Genomic DNA, 14,143 nt, shown 5'->3' on the forward strand with positions numbered 1-14,143 from the left:
ACGGATTTGAACGCATGGGGGCCTGCATGGGAAACCATGCAGGCTTTCGTCTTCGGGCAGCGCAATTTCAATTATTGAATGCATTGCAATCTATAATTAAATGCATATTCTTGTCGGCCTGAACGAGGATAGGCCATGACCGCGGAAACCATCGATCATTCGACCCTTTCCCGCCTTGTCGAAGCAGGGGCAGTTGAGGCGGCTCATGTCGTCGGCAAGACCGGTGGCTGGTCCGTCGTCATCCGCTACGGCAAGACCGAGCGCCCACTCGCCGCCCAACGCAGCCGGCAGGTGCGCGTGTTCAAGCGCATGGATAGCTTGGTGTCTTATCTCAAGGATGTCGGCATCTCGCAGTTCGATGTCGATGCGGCCGATTACGTTCCGGGGACGGCATCGCGGCCGGATCGGGCCGCAGCTCTACGTCGTACCCATGAGGCGGCGGAATACGACAAGTGGTTCCGCAAACAGATCGAGGAAGCGATCCGGGAAGCCGATGATCCGAACGCGGGCTGGATCAGCGCGCAGGACGCCGAAGAGCGAATGGACAAGCTTCGGGCCGAACTGCTCGCGCAGCTGGAATCCGGAGATAAGGCTTCTTGATCGTCAAATGGCTGCAACAGGCTCTCCGGGATCGGGAAGCTCAGATCCGGCACGTCTTCGCTCAAAATCCAGAGGCTGCAATCGCATTGGATGATCTTATCCGACATCAGGCCAAAATGCTCGCCGATCACCCCGAAGCAGGACGCGGCGGCCGTCTTGACGGAACCCGGGAATTGGTCATTCCGCGTACCACATTTCTGCTGATCTATCGCATCGACAGAAAAGCACAGAGGGTGGAAATACTGCGCCTTCTACATGGCGCGCAGCAATGGCCGCCGAAACGCTGAATGCGTTTTACTGCGCCATCTGCGGCTGTTTCGCCGCCCGAGCCGCGGTCAGTTCCGCGGTGGTATGGTTCAGGCGGTCGGCCAGCACCCGCATGATTTCCACGGCCATCTCCGGGAAATCGCTGAGCAGCTTCAGGAAGTGCTCCTTGCTGATGCGCAACACTTCGAGAGGCGAGGTGGCGCGAACCGTTGCCGTGCGCGAGACATCGCAGAGGATGGCGATTTCGCCGACGATGGAATTGGGTTCGACGTCGGCGACCTTGATCTCGCCCGCTGGCGAGGCGACAACGATATCGGCGGTACCCGAGAGGATGACGTAGGCCGCATCACCGACATCGCCCTGATGAAAGAGGTTCTGCCCGGCTTTGTAGGTCATGCGATCGGAGGTAAAGGCCAAAAGCTTGAGCTTTGCTGGCGCGATCCTTGAAAAGATCGGTACCCTTCGCAGCATTTCGACTTCGTCTCTCAACAGCATGAGCGTTTCAATCCCCTGACGCAGGGTCCATAAGACCAGGCATCTTCAAACTCCGAGGCGCTCCCCATCGGGAACACCCACCATCGCCGCCCCTATAGAATATTACGATAACAGTTCCTTGAACATCCCGTTTTTCTCGGAAAGTTCCGGATAGTTTCCGGCTTCCGCCAATCCCCCGCGGTCGAAGAGCAGAATCCGGTCGAACATTTCTGCCAGCCGGGCATTGGAGAGCACCCAGATGATCGCTGGCCGATGGCCTTCCTCGTGCAGGTTCTCGATGATATTGCGGGTGATCTGATCCTGAACGCGTTGGTCGAGCGCCGACAGTGGCCGGTTGAATATGAAATAGTCCGAGCGCTTCAACAGGGCGCGGGCCAGGTTCAGCTTCTGCCGCTGCACCATGGTCAGTCGCTTGCCGCCGGAGCCGACATCGAATTCGAGGCCGATCGACAGCACGTCGTCATAAAGGTCGAGCGCATCGAAGAGCTCGCCCATGATGCCGCGGATGCGGTCGGAGGCGTCGGCCTGCTGATAGGCGATACGACCGAAGAGCACATTGTCCATCAGGCTAGCCGACGGAGTGAAACGCTCGGCGTCGTAGCGCTCGATCAGCTCGGAGAGATCGGCCGGAATATGTTCGTGGAACTGCTTGCGGGCACTGACGATCTTGTCCATGAGCTCGTTCGTCAGCAAGCCGAAGCGGTGGCGCGGCTCGATATAGGCAAAACTCAGCCGGATGATGGCCGAACGTTCCTCTGGCGTGGCGTCCTCGAAGCGGCGGCTTTGAAGCTTCTGCAGCAGCGCCTGATAGGCCGGGATGTCGTCCGCCGTCATGAAGGTCAGCTGCTGGAAGAAAGGATGGTCCGGCGGCAGGTCGTGGAAGAGTTCCACGGCGTTCTCGGCGATCTCGAGGCCCATGTCGTAGAGATCGGTGCTGAGGCCGGTCTCACGGAAGAGCTGCTGGAAATAGGGATGCGCGGCAAGCCTTCGATTGGTCATCAACGGCCGCTTCATCGTGCCGAAGAGCAGGTTCTCACCAACCGTCGCCTGGGCATTGTAGGCGTCGAAATCGAAAGGCACGACGATCGTGTCGAGCCCCTCGTCGCGCAGCCTGTCGCGCAGCGAGGCGCGGAGCGCCACGACGTGGTCGCCGAGCGCCACATGCACGTCGGTGTTGACGGTCGAGCGCAGCGCCAGATCGAGGATGTCCTGCGAGATCAGGACGGCGTCGAGCACAGGGCGGATCGCTTTCAGTAGATCCTCGGGCCCGCTGGCGCCGGCGGCCTTGTAGTCCACCCAGTCGCTGTTGAGGTCGAGCGTCGGATTGCCGGCCTTCTCCGCCTCGGCGGAATGCCATTTATATTCCAGCGCTTCCCGCTCATCGTAAACGGGATCGGTCATCGGCGCATGTTTCAGGCCGTAGAGCAGATTGCTGGCAAGCGTGCCGTGAAAGAAGAAGGTGTCGGAGGAGGCATAGGAGATCCGCCGGCCGGTGATCGATTCCGGCATCTCCAGGAGATCGCGCCCGTCGATGGTGATGCGGCCGGAGTCCGGCCAGACCATGCGTCCGAGCGCTTCGGCGAACGCTTCCGCGCCGCTGCCGTTCGGCCCGACGATCGCCACCGTCTCGTTCGGTTTGATCTCGACGGAGACGTGGTCGACGATACGGGCGCCGCTGTCGTCGGAGAGCGTCAGATTGGTGACGACGAACGCCCCCGTCAGCGGGCCGACGGGGGCGGTTGCGAGTTCCTGGATGCGGCTGTCGATCAGCGGCTCGACGTTGAACTGCTCATAGACCTGCTGGTACTTCACCTGCACGTCCTGGCGCATCTGGTCCCAGTCGATCAGTTCCTTCAGCGGGCCGGGCAGGTCCTTATAGGCTGAAATGACGGCGACGAGCTGGCCGATGTCGAGCCTGCCCTGCAGCGCGAGGTAGCCGCCGATCGCGTAAAACAGGAACGGCGTGACCTGGGCCAGGAAATTGTTGATGAACTTCACCAGGAACTTCCACTGATAAAGGTCGTAGCGGATCGAGAAGATCCGGCCGAGCCGCGAGGCGATGTCGGCGCGTTCGAGGTTCGACGTGTCGTTGCCGTGGATCGTGCCGATGCCTTCGACGATTTCGCCGACGCGGCCGGAAAGCTCACGCGCCGTCAGCTGCCGCTGCCGGCCGAGATCCAGCAGGCGCTTGCGCATGCGGGGAATGACGAGCGCCTGCACGCCGACGATGCCCGCCGCGATCATGCCAAGCCAGAAATTCTGCACGATGATGAAGGCGAGCGCCGTGATCGCCTGGCCGCCGAGAAGGGCAGGGGAGACGAAGGCATCACCGGTGAAACCGCCCATCGGCTCCACCTCGTCCTTGATCATGGTGGCGATTTCGGCCGATTTTACCCGCTTGAAATGGATGGGCGGAAACCGCAGCACCCGGTCGATGAGCTCAAAGCGGATACGGCGTAGCATGCGTTCGCCGAGCCGGCCCTTATAGGTGTTGATATAGAACTTGAAGAGCCCGTTCAGCACCACCAGTGCCAGAAACACCATGCTGAGGGCCATCAACATCTGGAATCGGTTGAGCTGCAAGCCTTGAAAGAATTCGACATGTCCGATCAGCGGAATGTCGTAGGCAATATGCATGAAGGTCTGCCTTGCGCCCGGACCTTCGAACCCGTCTCCCTGGATCGGTCCGTTGACGATCTGCTTCGGCAGGTCGAAGGACAGGAAATAGGGCACCATAGAAGCGGCGACGACAGCCAGAATCCACAGCTGCTGCAGCCGCGTGTTCTTCCAGATGTAGCGGGCGAGGCTTTTTTCCATGGCTAACCGTCAGCTTGCTGGGAAATTCCGAGGGCGCGATCCGGGCGCCGGGTCGGGGAGGAATTCTGAGAAGAGGATCATGCAGCCGGACCGCCGATATCGCAATGAAAACAAGGCGAAGCGACCGGCCGCAAAAGCGCCGATTCTCGCCGGAACATTGCTTATACCACAGGAATTTTGGATTGGGCGAGGGATTCGGCAATCATGGAGCGAATGATGAGGGCGGTTTTCTCCGCCCCGTCGAGGTCGAGCAGGAACGATCCCCTTGGCGGTGTGGTGAGCGCCTTTTCGACGGCCTCTTTCACATGGCCCGAGGTCAGTCCGTTTTCCGGCAGAATATCGGCAAGGCCGAGCGCCTGCAGCCGTTCGGCGCGCACCGTCTGCTCGGTCTCGCCGCCGGCGACGAAGGGGATGAGGATCGCCCGACACTCGGTGCGCAGTAGATCGCCGACCGTGTTGTAGCCTGCTTGCGAGATCGAGACCTTGGCGCCACGCAGCAGCGAGGGAAAATCCTTACGGAAACGCACCAGCGTCACATTCGCCGCCGCGTCTCCAGACAGCTTGGCGAAATCTGCCTCCGGCAGGTTCGGGCCGGCGACCAGCAGCCAGCGAAGATCGGCGGGCAGCAGCGCTGCCGCCTCTTTCGCCGCGCCGATCAGCTCGGCGCCGACCGCGCCGCCGCCCGCCGATGCGATGATGTCGAATGTCTCCGTCGGTTCCGGCGCCGGCGGGGGTGCGACGAGGCCGGTATAAAGCAGCCTGTCGGCGATCTCGGGTGTCAGCGGAAAGGTGTCCTCAAGCCTGACGAAACCGGGATCGCCGTGGACGAGCACGGCATCGAAATGGTCCTTGACCAGCGTGACGGTCTCCGCGTCGCGGCCGGCCTTGCGGTTTTCCTGCAGGATATCGCGCACCGAGCTCAAGAGTTTCGGCCGGGGTTCGGCCCTTTCGATCGCCTCGAGCAGGGGCAGGAGTTCGAAGCGCATCTGTCGCCGGCCGAAAGGGAAGGCTTCGGTGATGACGACATCGGGCCTTGCGGCATGAAAGGCATCGAGCAGCAGCTGGCAGCGGGCATGGAGGAAAGCCTCGCCCGCTGGCCGGCCATTGGCATCGGCGAGGCCGGAGAAACCGGCATTGCTGGCGACGACTGCCGGCAAGGCCACGGTCTTCACGCCTTCGCCCGGAAAGCCCGGCACCGGCAGGCCGCCGGTCACGACAGTCACGTCAAAACCATCCTTGACCAGCGCATTGGCGATGCGGCTGGCGCGGGCTATGTGGCCGATACCGAGCAGATGCTGGACATAGAAGAAAATACGCGGTGCCGTCATGACGCCTTCTGCCATTCGGCCTCGAACAGGCCTGTGAGTTGTCGGATGCTCGAGTGGTAGTCGAAATGTTCGCGCACCTGGCCTTCGGCGGCGTCGCCGAGGCGCTTGCGCAGTGCCGGGTCGCGGATCGCAGCCTCCAGCGCGCTGGCCAGCCGCGCCGGGTCCTCGGGCGGCACGACGAGACCGTTTTCACCGTTCTTCAGCAGCTCCGGCACGCCGGATACTTCGGTCGAGAGGCAGACGAGCCGCTGGCTCGAGGCTTCGACCAGGACGTTCGGCAGGCCGTCGCGGTCGCCGTTGGCGGCGATGCGGCAGGCAAGCGCGAAGAGGTCGGCGCGGCGGTAGTGATCGAGAACGTCTTCCTGCGCCATCGCGCCCTTCCAGACGATGCGGCGGGAGATATCGAGCTCGCTGGCCAGCGCCTTCAGTTTCGCAAGCTCCTCGCCGCCGCCGATATGGTCCATGCGCCAGTGAAGGTCGGCGGGCAGCAGCGCCAGCCCGCGCAGCAACACGTCGTAGCCCTTCTTCTCGACGGCGCGGCCGACGCTGAGGATGAAGGCCGGATCGTCGGGGTCGCTGCCGGTCCTGTTCGAACGCTCGCCGGCAAAATGGCCGAAACGGGCAAGATCGAGACCGTGGTAGCTCAAGTGCACGGCCTCCTTGCGTGATGTCAGCGTGCGCATGTGATCATAGCCCGTCCTGGTGCAGGTGACGGTCCAACGGGCGCTGCCCAGTTTCTCGTTAAGCTCCCAGTCGGGCGACGTCCATATGTCCTTGGCGTGCGCCGAACAGGTCCAGGGTATGCACGTGAGGATGCTCGCATATTCCGTCACCGAGGCCGGCGTGTGGATGAAATGGGCATGCAGCCATTCGCCCTCGTCCGGCCATTCGCGCCCCAGCACCAGCGCCTGGCCGAGACGGCGGAAGCGATTGCGGGAGATATCGCGCTTGAGGTCGGCGAGGAAGCGTTTCATCAGCGGCTTGAAGCCGGGCTTGGAGAAACCGGCGATGAGACCTTTCAACACGCGGATCGGCTCCTCGTGCAGATATTCCGGCAGATAGACGACGCGCGCCCTGATCTCGTCATGCACGGGATGGCGCTTCTTGTCGGTCGGCCGGCGCATCGAAATCAGCGTCAGGTCGAAGCCGGCCTTTTCGAGGCCGAGCAACTCCTGGGCGACGAAGGTTTCCGAAAGGCGGGGATAGCCTTTCAGCACGACGAGGATCTTGCGGCGTGGCGGCAAGGCTTGGCCCTATTCCGCGCCGACGAGGGAAAGGTGGCTGCCGCGGCCGTCGATCCACCGGCCGACGGTCTGCGAGATATGGTCCAGCCCTTCAAGACGCATGTTGCCGCCGCTCTTTGACGGCGGCTGGCGGAAGGGCAGACGCTTCAGCGCTTCCGCCATGATTGTGGGGTCGACCGACTGTTCCGGCAGCAGCATGTCGACGAGGCCGAGCTCGCTTGCCCGCTTCGCGCGCAGCAGCTGTTCCTCGCGTGGTTTGACACGCGGCACGATGAGGGCCGGTTTGTCGAAGGAGAGGATCTCGCAATAGGTGTTGTAGCCGCCCATGGCAACGACGCCGGTGGCGCTGTCGATCAGCTCTTCCATGTGATTGTCGAACTCGATCACCTCGATATAGGGAATGGCTTCCCCCTTCTGCACCAGCTTGGCGCGCTCGGCGGCCGGCATATAGGGGCCGAGCACGACGAGCGCCTTCTGCGTCAAGGTCGGGTCCGCCTCGTAGGCGTTCATGACGTCGTGGACGAGATCGGAGCCGTCGCCGCCGCCGCCTGTGGTGACGAGGATGTAATTGTCCTTGCGGGCGTTGATCGAGGTCTTGCCCCTGGAGACGCTGCGCTGCAGGAAGCCGACGAAATCCATCTTGCGGCGCAGGCTTGCCGGCACGTCGAGGCCGATCAGCGGATCGTAAAAGTCAGGTGGGCCGTAGACCCAGACGCTATCGTAATATTGGTCGATCTTCTGCATGATGCTGTTCTTCTTCCACTCGGCCTCGAGCAGATGCGGCGCGTCCATGATCTCGCGAAGCCCCAGCACCAGAACGGTGCCGCGGGCCTTGAGATAGGCGAGCGTATCTTCGACTTCGCCCTTCAGTCCCATCGGTTCCTTGTCGACGATGAAGATATCGGGCTGGAAAGTCTCGGCCGTGTGGCGAATGCTCGATTCGCGCATCTTCAGCGTCTCGTGCAGGTCGATATGGCTGGCGAGCGACGTATATTCGCCGTTGCGCAGCTTGATGACGCTCGGGATCTTCACGAAGTCGACGCGGGCGCGGTAGTCGAAGGCGCCGGCGATCGTGGCACCCGAAATGATCAGAATGTTCAGGCCGCGATAATCCTCGACCAGCGCATGGGCGATGGCGCGACAGCGCCTGAGATGGCCGAGACCGAAGGTGTCGTGGCTGTACATGAGGATGCGCGCATCTTCGAGACGTCTGGACATGGGCATCCCTTCTGGGGTGAGCAACATACTTAGTACCCCCACCGTCCGGAGGGCAAGAGGTGGGGGCGGTGCCGAGATGCGCCGCCGCGTTTCCTGCTATTTGTAGGGATCTGCCGCATCACGCAAGCCGTCTCCCAGAAAGTTGAACGCCAAAATGACAAGAACAACAGGAATGATCGGATAGAGCAGCCACGGGTAGAAGGCGATGACGCTGACGCTTTTTGCCTCGGTCAGCAGAATGCCCCAGCTGGTGATCGGCGGACGAAGGCCGAGGCCGAGGAAGGAGAGCGCGGTCTCTCCAAGGATCATGCCGGGGATTGAAATCGTCGCCGAAGCAATGAGATGCGACATGAAGCCCGGCACCAGATGCCGGCCGATGATGCGCGGCGTGCTGGCGCCCATCAGCTGTGCGGCCTGGACATAATCCTCCTCGCGCAGCGCCAGGAGCTTGGAGCGTACGGCACGCGCCAGCCCTGTCCAGTCGATGATGCCGAGGATGACGGTGATGCCGAAATAGATGACGATCGGGCTCCACGTCACCGGCATGATGGCGGCCAGCGCCATCCACAGCGGCAGGCTCGGCAGCGATTGCAACACTTCGATCAAGCGCTGGACGATGAGATCGAAAAAGCCGCCGCGATAACCGGCAAGGCCGCCGATGACGATGCCGAGCACGAAGCTGATCGAAATGCCGATCAGACCGATCGTCAGCGATATCCGCGCGCCGTAGAGGATGCGCGACAGCACGTCACGGCCGAGCCGGTCGGTGCCGAGCAGGAACATCTGGCCGCCGATCGCCGGGCAGACGAGGTGATAGTTCGAGGCGACAAGGCCCCAGAATTTATAGGCATCGCCGCGGCAGAAGAACCGGATCGGCTGCACGTCATTCGTCTTGTCGGTGTAGACGCGGTGCAGCGTGTCGATATCGAGCGTCATGCGGCGGCCGTAGACGAAGGGACCGACGAAGCTGCCCTTGTCGAAAAAGTGGATGGTTTGCGGCGGCGCGTGGATGAAATCGACATTGCGCGTGTGCAGGCCGTAGGGCGCCAGGAACTCGACGATCAGGATCATCAGGTAGACGGCGGCGAGAAAGATGCCGGAGATCAAGGCCAGCTTGTGCTGCTTGAACTTCCACCACATCAGCTGCTTCTGTGAGGCGAGATGGATGCGCGATTGCGCCGACGTCATCGATTCGGTCGCCAAGGGATCGAAAGGCGCGGTCGAAACATAGTGCGGCAGCGGCGCGCCGGGTGCGGGAAGGGGCGACATTATTTGGTGCTCCTGCCTTGCAGACGGATACGGGGATCGAGGAAGCCGAGCGCGACGTCCGAGATCAGCACGCCGATGACGTTGAGGAAGGCCAGGAACATCAGGAAGGAGCCGGCAAGGTACATGTCCTGGCTCTGTAGCGCCTTGATGAGCATCGGCCCCGTCGTCTCCAGCGACAGCACGATCGCGACGATCTCGGCGCCCGAGATGATCGACGGCAGGATCGAGCCGATATCGGCGACGAAGAAGTTGAGCGCCATGCGCAGCGGGTATTTGATGAGCGCCTTCAGCGGCGGCAGGCCCTTGGCGCGCGCGGTGACGACATACTGCTTCTGCATCTCGTCGAGCAGGTTGGCGCGCAGCCGGCGGATCATGCCGGCCGTGCCGGCCGTGCCGACGATGATGACGGGGATCCAGAGATGGGCGAGGATCGACTGCGCCTTCGCCCAACTCATCGGCGCCGAGATATATTGCTGGTCCATCAGATGGCCGATCGAGATGCCGAACCAGATATTGGCGAAATACATCAGGATCAGCGCCAGCATGAAGTTCGGAATGGCGATGCCCATCAGACCGAGGAACGTCAGCCCGTAATCACCCCAGCTGTACTGATGCGTGGCCGAATAGATGCCGATTGGAAAGGCGATCAGCCAGGTGAGCAGGATCGTCGTGAAGGAGACGAGGATCGTCAGCCATAGACGATCGCCGACCACGTCGGAGACCGGCAGCTGGTATTCGAAGGAATAGCCGAAATCGCCGTGCAGCATGCCGCCGACCCAGTAGAAATAACGCACGATCTCCGGCTTATCGAAGCCGTATTGCTGGCGCAACTCCTCGATTTCCTGGAGGTTGGCGGTTTCGCCCGAGGCGCGCAGTTCGGCGATCTGGCTCTCGAAGAAGTCGCCCGGCGGCAGCTCGATGATGGTGAAGACCAGTGCCGAAATGACGAAGAGCGTCGGCACCATGGCGGCGATCCGCCAAAGTATATATCTGAACACGCCTCAGGCCTCCTTGTACCAGAATGCATCCGGCATATAGACGCCGAGATAGGAGGTGGGATCGAAGCCGTAGAGCGCTTTCTCCGGCAGGTTCTGCAGCTTGGCGGCGCGAAGGATCGGCTGCAGCGTGCTGTTGATGAGGCCGATCGAGAACACCTGCTGTGTATAGAGCGACAGCATCTTGTGCCAGATCACCTGGCGCTCCTCGAATTTCGCCGTCGAGCCCCATTGGCCAAGCAGGTCGACCAGTTCGGCCGCCTCCGGCAGGTCGGGTGCGACGCCCTCCTGGCCGGCGGAGAGGTAATGCATGCCCCAGAGCGGCCATTGCAGCTGATCGTCGAGTGTCGGCGCAAGGCCTGCGGGCGACATGTCGGCTGTTGGCACGCCATTGTCGAGGCCGTACCAGATCGACATCATGATCGAACCGCTCATGGCCCGGTTGCGGAAGACGTCGCGCTGCGAGGTGCGGGTATAGAGCGCAAGGCCGATATTGGCCCAGTGGTCATGCACCAGCTCCAGCACGTCGGTATCGAGATTGCTCTCGCCGGCGGTCTCGACGGTGATCTCGGCGCGCCGCCCGTCGGGCAGCAGCCGGATGCCGTCGTCGTCGCGTTTGGTCAAGCCGAGCTCGTCGAGCAGGCGGTTGGCCTCGTCGGGATCGAACTTCACGAAGGCGTCGGCATATTCCTGCTTGAAGAGCGGGCTGTCGGGCAGGACCGTATCGGCGCTTGGCGTGCCAAGGCCGTAGAAGGCCACCATGTTGACCTCGTGCCGGTCGATCGCCAGCGACAGCGCCCGGCGCAGGCGCACGTCGCGGAAGAGGCCGCGCCACACCTCGTCGGCGCAGTTGAGGTTCGGCAGCAGCGTGATGCGCGAGCCGCGCGCGAGCTTCCAGAGATTGACTTTCACCGGGAAGCGCTTTTCGGCCTCCTTCAGGAAGGTGTAGTCGTTGAAATCGATGCCCGTCACCTGCAGGTCGGCTTCGCCTGCACCCGCCTTGGCGGCGATGATCGACGAGGAGGAGACGTTGAGGATGAAACGATCGAGATAGGGAAGCTGCCTGCCGGTCTCGTCGACGCGGTGGAAGAACGGGTTGCGCTCGAAGACGAACTGCTCGGACGGCAGCGGCGTCGTATTGCGCCAGGGATCGAGCGTCGGCAGGTTCGGATTTTCCGGACGATAGGAACGCGCCATCTTGATGTGCAGATCCTGCCATTTCTTGACGCGGTAGGTCTTCATCAGCTCGTCCATCTTCGCCTGGTCCGGCTGGAATTTCTTGTGGAACTGCTTGAGATAATGACCAGGGCCGAAGATGACGAGCGGCTGCGGGCCTGCCAATGTCGGCAGGAACATCGGGTTGGGCTTTTCCCAGGTGTAGCGTACGGTCAGCGCATCGAGCATCTCGAAGCGCGGCAGGCTTCCATGCGGACGAAGTTCCAGCGCGCCGCCGCCGGGTGTCAACTTGTCGTTCAGGATGACGTCTTCCCACCAGTAGCGGAAATCGTCGGCCGTGAACGGCTGGCCGTCGGACCATTTATGGCCTTCGCGCAGCGTGAAGGTGAAGACCGTGTCGTCCTCGGACTGGAAACCGGCCAGGATATCCGGCTGGAACTGCAGGTGCTTGTTGTAGCCGACCAGCCGGGAATAGCCGTAGATCGTCATGAAGCGGATATCGCGCTGGCCGCCGATAATGGTGCGCACCGTGCCGCCGTAGGCACCCGGTTCCAGCCCCAATTCCTTCAGGTTGACGATGCGCGGGCGGGCGGGAATGCGCTCGGCCATCGGCGGCAGGCTGCCTGATGTCAGCCGCTCCTTCAGGAATTCCGGTTCGGTGGCTTGTTGCGCCCTCACCACCGCGGGCGCGATCGCCGCGCCGACGAGGCCGCCCAGGAATATGCGACGCGTCACCATCAACGCAACTCCTTGGCATCGGCGCCCTTGCGGGCGCGCACCAGATGGCCGTCGCCGAGGTCGGCATAAGCGAGTTCGGAAGCGTCGTCGTGCTCGGCGGTGAAGGTCACGCCCCAGTTCTGCTTGTCGGCGGCGCCGTTTTCCCTGAGCGCCTTGAAATCGAGCGGCCGGTCGAGATCGGGGAAGGGGACGGCGGCGAGCAGCGATTTCGTATAGGGATGCACCGGATCGCGCAGGATGATCTCGCGCGGCGCGATCTCGACGATGCGGCCCTTGCACATCACCGCGATACGGTCGGCCATGTAATCGACGACGGCGAGATTGTGCGAAATGAAGAGATAGGTAAGTCCCAGCTCCTTCTGCAGGTCCTTCAACAGGTTGAGGATCTGCGCCTGCACGGAAACGTCGAGAGCCGAGACCGGCTCGTCGAGGATGACGAGCTTCGGCCCGAGCGCGAGTGCGCGCGCAATACCGATGCGCTGGCGCTGGCCGCCCGAAAAACTGTGCGGGTAACGGCTGAGATAACGCTTGTCGAGGCCGATTGCCGCCATCAATCCCTCGACCTTGCGCTTGCGCTCGTTACTGTCGCCGCGGTCATGGATCTCGAGCGGTTCGCTCAGGATGTTGCGCACCGTCATGCGCGGCGAAAGCGAGGAGACCGGATCCTGGAACACCATCTGGATCTTGGTCCGCATGTCCTGCAGTTCGGCGCCTTTGACGGAGAGGACGTCGACGACCTCCTTGCCGTCGTTGAATACCACCGCGCCGCTGTCCGGCGTGATGGCGCGCATCAGGATCTTGCTGAGTGTCGTCTTGCCGCAGCCGGATTCCCCGACCAGGCCAAGACATTCGCCGCGGCGGACGTCGAAGCTGACGTCGTCGACGGCGCGCAGGACGGTGGCTTCGTGCTTGCCGAAGAAACTGCGCTTGCGCGTCTTGTAGGTCTTCGACAGATTGGCAACGGACAGCAGGGTGCCCGGCGCCTCTGCCTGGAGCGGCTTCTTCTTGCCGACGAGGGACTCGAGATTGACCGTTACCTCGCGCAGCGCTTTCAGCCGCTCGCCGGGTTTCATGTCGAAATGCGGAACGGCGGCCATCAGACCTTTGAGATAAGGATGCTGCGGATTGCGGAAGATCGCCTCGACGGGTCCTGCTTCCATGATCTCGCCGTGATAGATGACGACCACCTCGTCGGCCATATTGGCGACGATGCCGAGATCGTGGGTGATGAGCAGCATCGCCATGCCGAGCTTGGCCTGCAGCTCGCGGAGCAGTTCCAGGATCTGCGCCTGGATCGTCACGTCGAGCGCCGTCGTCGGCTCGTCGGCGATCAAGAGAGCCGGCTTGCAGATCAGCGCCATGGCGATCATCGCGCGCTGGCGCATGCCGCCGGACAGTTCGAACGGATACATGTCGTAAGTGCGATGCGGGTTGGAAAAGCCGACCAGGCCGAGCATCTCCTCGGTCCTTTCACGGGCTTCCTGCTTGTCGGCCTCGGTATGGATCAGCAGCACTTCACTGATCTGATTGCCGATCGTATGCAGCGGCGAGAGCGAGGTCATCGGCTCCTGGAAGATCGTCGCCATGCGCCGGCCACGCAGGTCGCGCATTTCCTCGCTGTCGCGCGGAAAGGATAGGATATCGGTCGTGCTGCCGTCGAGCGGATCGGTGAAGAGGATGCGGCCGGAGGCCTTGGCCGGATTGGGCAATATGCCCATCACCGACTGGCTGATCACCGATTTGCCGGAGCCGGATTCACCGACGAGGGCGGTGACCTTGCCCGGAAGGATGCGAAGATTGGCTTCTTTTACGACGCGTAACCGGTCACCGAAAACCGAGAAGGAGACGTCGAGATTTTCAATACGCAACAGATCGGCTGCAGACGCCATACCAATGAAATTCCCCAGTCTTCTATGTTCCCGTTAAGGCACACTATCGTACCGCAAACGGGGTGTCTAGCTGATGACAATCATAGAAAAACCGCCGCCCCCGCCGA

At 62.1% G+C, this 14,143-nt stretch carries 11 protein-coding genes; 2 read left to right on the forward strand and 9 right to left on the reverse strand.

Features of this window, described 5'->3' with window-relative positions:
- Positions 1 to 135 precede the first annotated feature (135 nt).
- Both N1937_RS29675 and N1937_RS29680 read left to right on the forward strand, forming a co-directional pair.
- Positions 136 to 600, forward strand: coding sequence for a hypothetical protein (locus N1937_RS29675; RefSeq protein WP_260060360.1), 465 nt, complete (start codon positions 136 to 138; stop codon positions 598 to 600).
- Positions 597 to 887 (forward strand): type II toxin-antitoxin system RelE/ParE family toxin, encoded by a 291-nt coding sequence (locus N1937_RS29680; RefSeq protein ID WP_260060361.1) that lies wholly within the window; start codon positions 597 to 599, stop codon positions 885 to 887. The genes N1937_RS29675 and N1937_RS29680 overlap by 4 nt, the downstream gene beginning before the upstream one ends.
- 7 nt (positions 888 to 894) lie before the next feature.
- Here N1937_RS29680 and N1937_RS29685 read toward each other — a convergent pair whose 3' ends face one another.
- The 9 genes from N1937_RS29685 to N1937_RS29725 form a co-directional block, all read right to left on the reverse strand.
- On the reverse strand, positions 895 to 1,362 hold the full coding sequence (locus N1937_RS29685; protein ID WP_017968198.1) for a cyclic nucleotide-binding domain-containing protein: 468 nt from the start codon (positions 1,360 to 1,362) through the stop codon (positions 895 to 897).
- A 102-nt stretch (positions 1,363 to 1,464) separates the two neighbouring features.
- Positions 1,465 to 4,179 carry an ABC transporter transmembrane domain-containing protein gene (locus N1937_RS29690; RefSeq protein WP_162115184.1) on the reverse strand — a complete coding sequence of 905 codons (2,715 nt, stop codon included), beginning with the start codon at positions 4,177 to 4,179 and terminating at the stop codon, positions 1,465 to 1,467.
- 161 nt (positions 4,180 to 4,340) lie between these two features.
- Complete coding sequence (locus tag N1937_RS29695; RefSeq protein ID WP_260060362.1) at positions 4,341 to 5,507, reverse strand: glycosyltransferase family protein; 1,167 nt, start codon at positions 5,505 to 5,507, stop codon at positions 4,341 to 4,343.
- Positions 5,504 to 6,751, reverse strand: a complete 1,248-nt coding sequence (locus N1937_RS29700) for a glycosyltransferase family 4 protein (protein ID WP_260060363.1) — start codon at positions 6,749 to 6,751, stop codon at positions 5,504 to 5,506. The genes N1937_RS29695 and N1937_RS29700 overlap by 4 nt, the downstream gene beginning before the upstream one ends.
- A gap of 9 nt (positions 6,752 to 6,760) precedes the next feature.
- On the reverse strand, positions 6,761 to 7,969 hold the full coding sequence (locus N1937_RS29705) for a glycosyltransferase family protein (protein WP_162115187.1): 1,209 nt from the start codon (positions 7,967 to 7,969) through the stop codon (positions 6,761 to 6,763).
- A gap of 96 nt (positions 7,970 to 8,065) precedes the next feature.
- On the reverse strand, positions 8,066 to 9,238 hold the full coding sequence (locus tag N1937_RS29710; RefSeq protein ID WP_170277610.1) for an ABC transporter permease: 1,173 nt from the start codon (positions 9,236 to 9,238) through the stop codon (positions 8,066 to 8,068).
- Positions 9,238 to 10,236, reverse strand: coding sequence for an ABC transporter permease (locus N1937_RS29715; protein WP_260060364.1), 999 nt, complete (start codon positions 10,234 to 10,236; stop codon positions 9,238 to 9,240). Before N1937_RS29715 ends, N1937_RS29710 begins: the two co-directional genes overlap by 1 nt.
- 3 nt (positions 10,237 to 10,239) lie before the next feature.
- Positions 10,240 to 12,147 (reverse strand): ABC transporter substrate-binding protein, encoded by a 1,908-nt coding sequence (locus tag N1937_RS29720; protein WP_260060365.1) that lies wholly within the window; start codon positions 12,145 to 12,147, stop codon positions 10,240 to 10,242.
- Positions 12,147 to 14,036 (reverse strand): ABC transporter ATP-binding protein, encoded by a 1,890-nt coding sequence (locus tag N1937_RS29725; protein ID WP_170256468.1) that lies wholly within the window; start codon positions 14,034 to 14,036, stop codon positions 12,147 to 12,149. The genes N1937_RS29720 and N1937_RS29725 overlap by 1 nt, the downstream gene beginning before the upstream one ends.
- Between the last annotated feature and the right edge of the window lie 107 nt (positions 14,037 to 14,143).

Source organism: Rhizobium sp. WSM4643 (assembly GCF_025152745.1).
GTDB classification, from domain to species: domain Bacteria; phylum Pseudomonadota; class Alphaproteobacteria; order Rhizobiales; family Rhizobiaceae; genus Rhizobium; species Rhizobium leguminosarum_I.

Excerpts from the sequence above, each read along its gene's own strand:
- N1937_RS29690 (WP_162115184.1), bottom strand. The coding sequence starts at position 4,179 with ATGGAAAAAAGCCTCGCCCGCTACATCTGGAAGAACACGCGGCTGCAG.
- N1937_RS29710 (WP_170277610.1), bottom strand. The coding sequence starts at position 9,238 with ATGTCGCCCCTTCCCGCACCCGGCGCGCCGCTGCCGCACTATGTTTCG.
- N1937_RS29695 (WP_260060362.1), bottom strand. The coding sequence starts at position 5,507 with ATGACGGCACCGCGTATTTTCTTCTATGTCCAGCATCTGCTCGGTATC.
- N1937_RS29685 (WP_017968198.1), bottom strand. The coding sequence starts at position 1,362 with ATGCTGTTGAGAGACGAAGTCGAAATGCTGCGAAGGGTACCGATCTTT.
- N1937_RS29705 (WP_162115187.1), bottom strand. The coding sequence starts at position 7,969 with ATGTCCAGACGTCTCGAAGATGCGCGCATCCTCATGTACAGCCACGAC.
- N1937_RS29720 (WP_260060365.1), bottom strand. The coding sequence starts at position 12,147 with ATGGTGACGCGTCGCATATTCCTGGGCGGCCTCGTCGGCGCGGCGATC.
- N1937_RS29675 (WP_260060360.1), top strand. The coding sequence starts at position 136 with ATGACCGCGGAAACCATCGATCATTCGACCCTTTCCCGCCTTGTCGAA.
- N1937_RS29725 (WP_170256468.1), bottom strand. The coding sequence starts at position 14,036 with ATGGCGTCTGCAGCCGATCTGTTGCGTATTGAAAATCTCGACGTCTCC.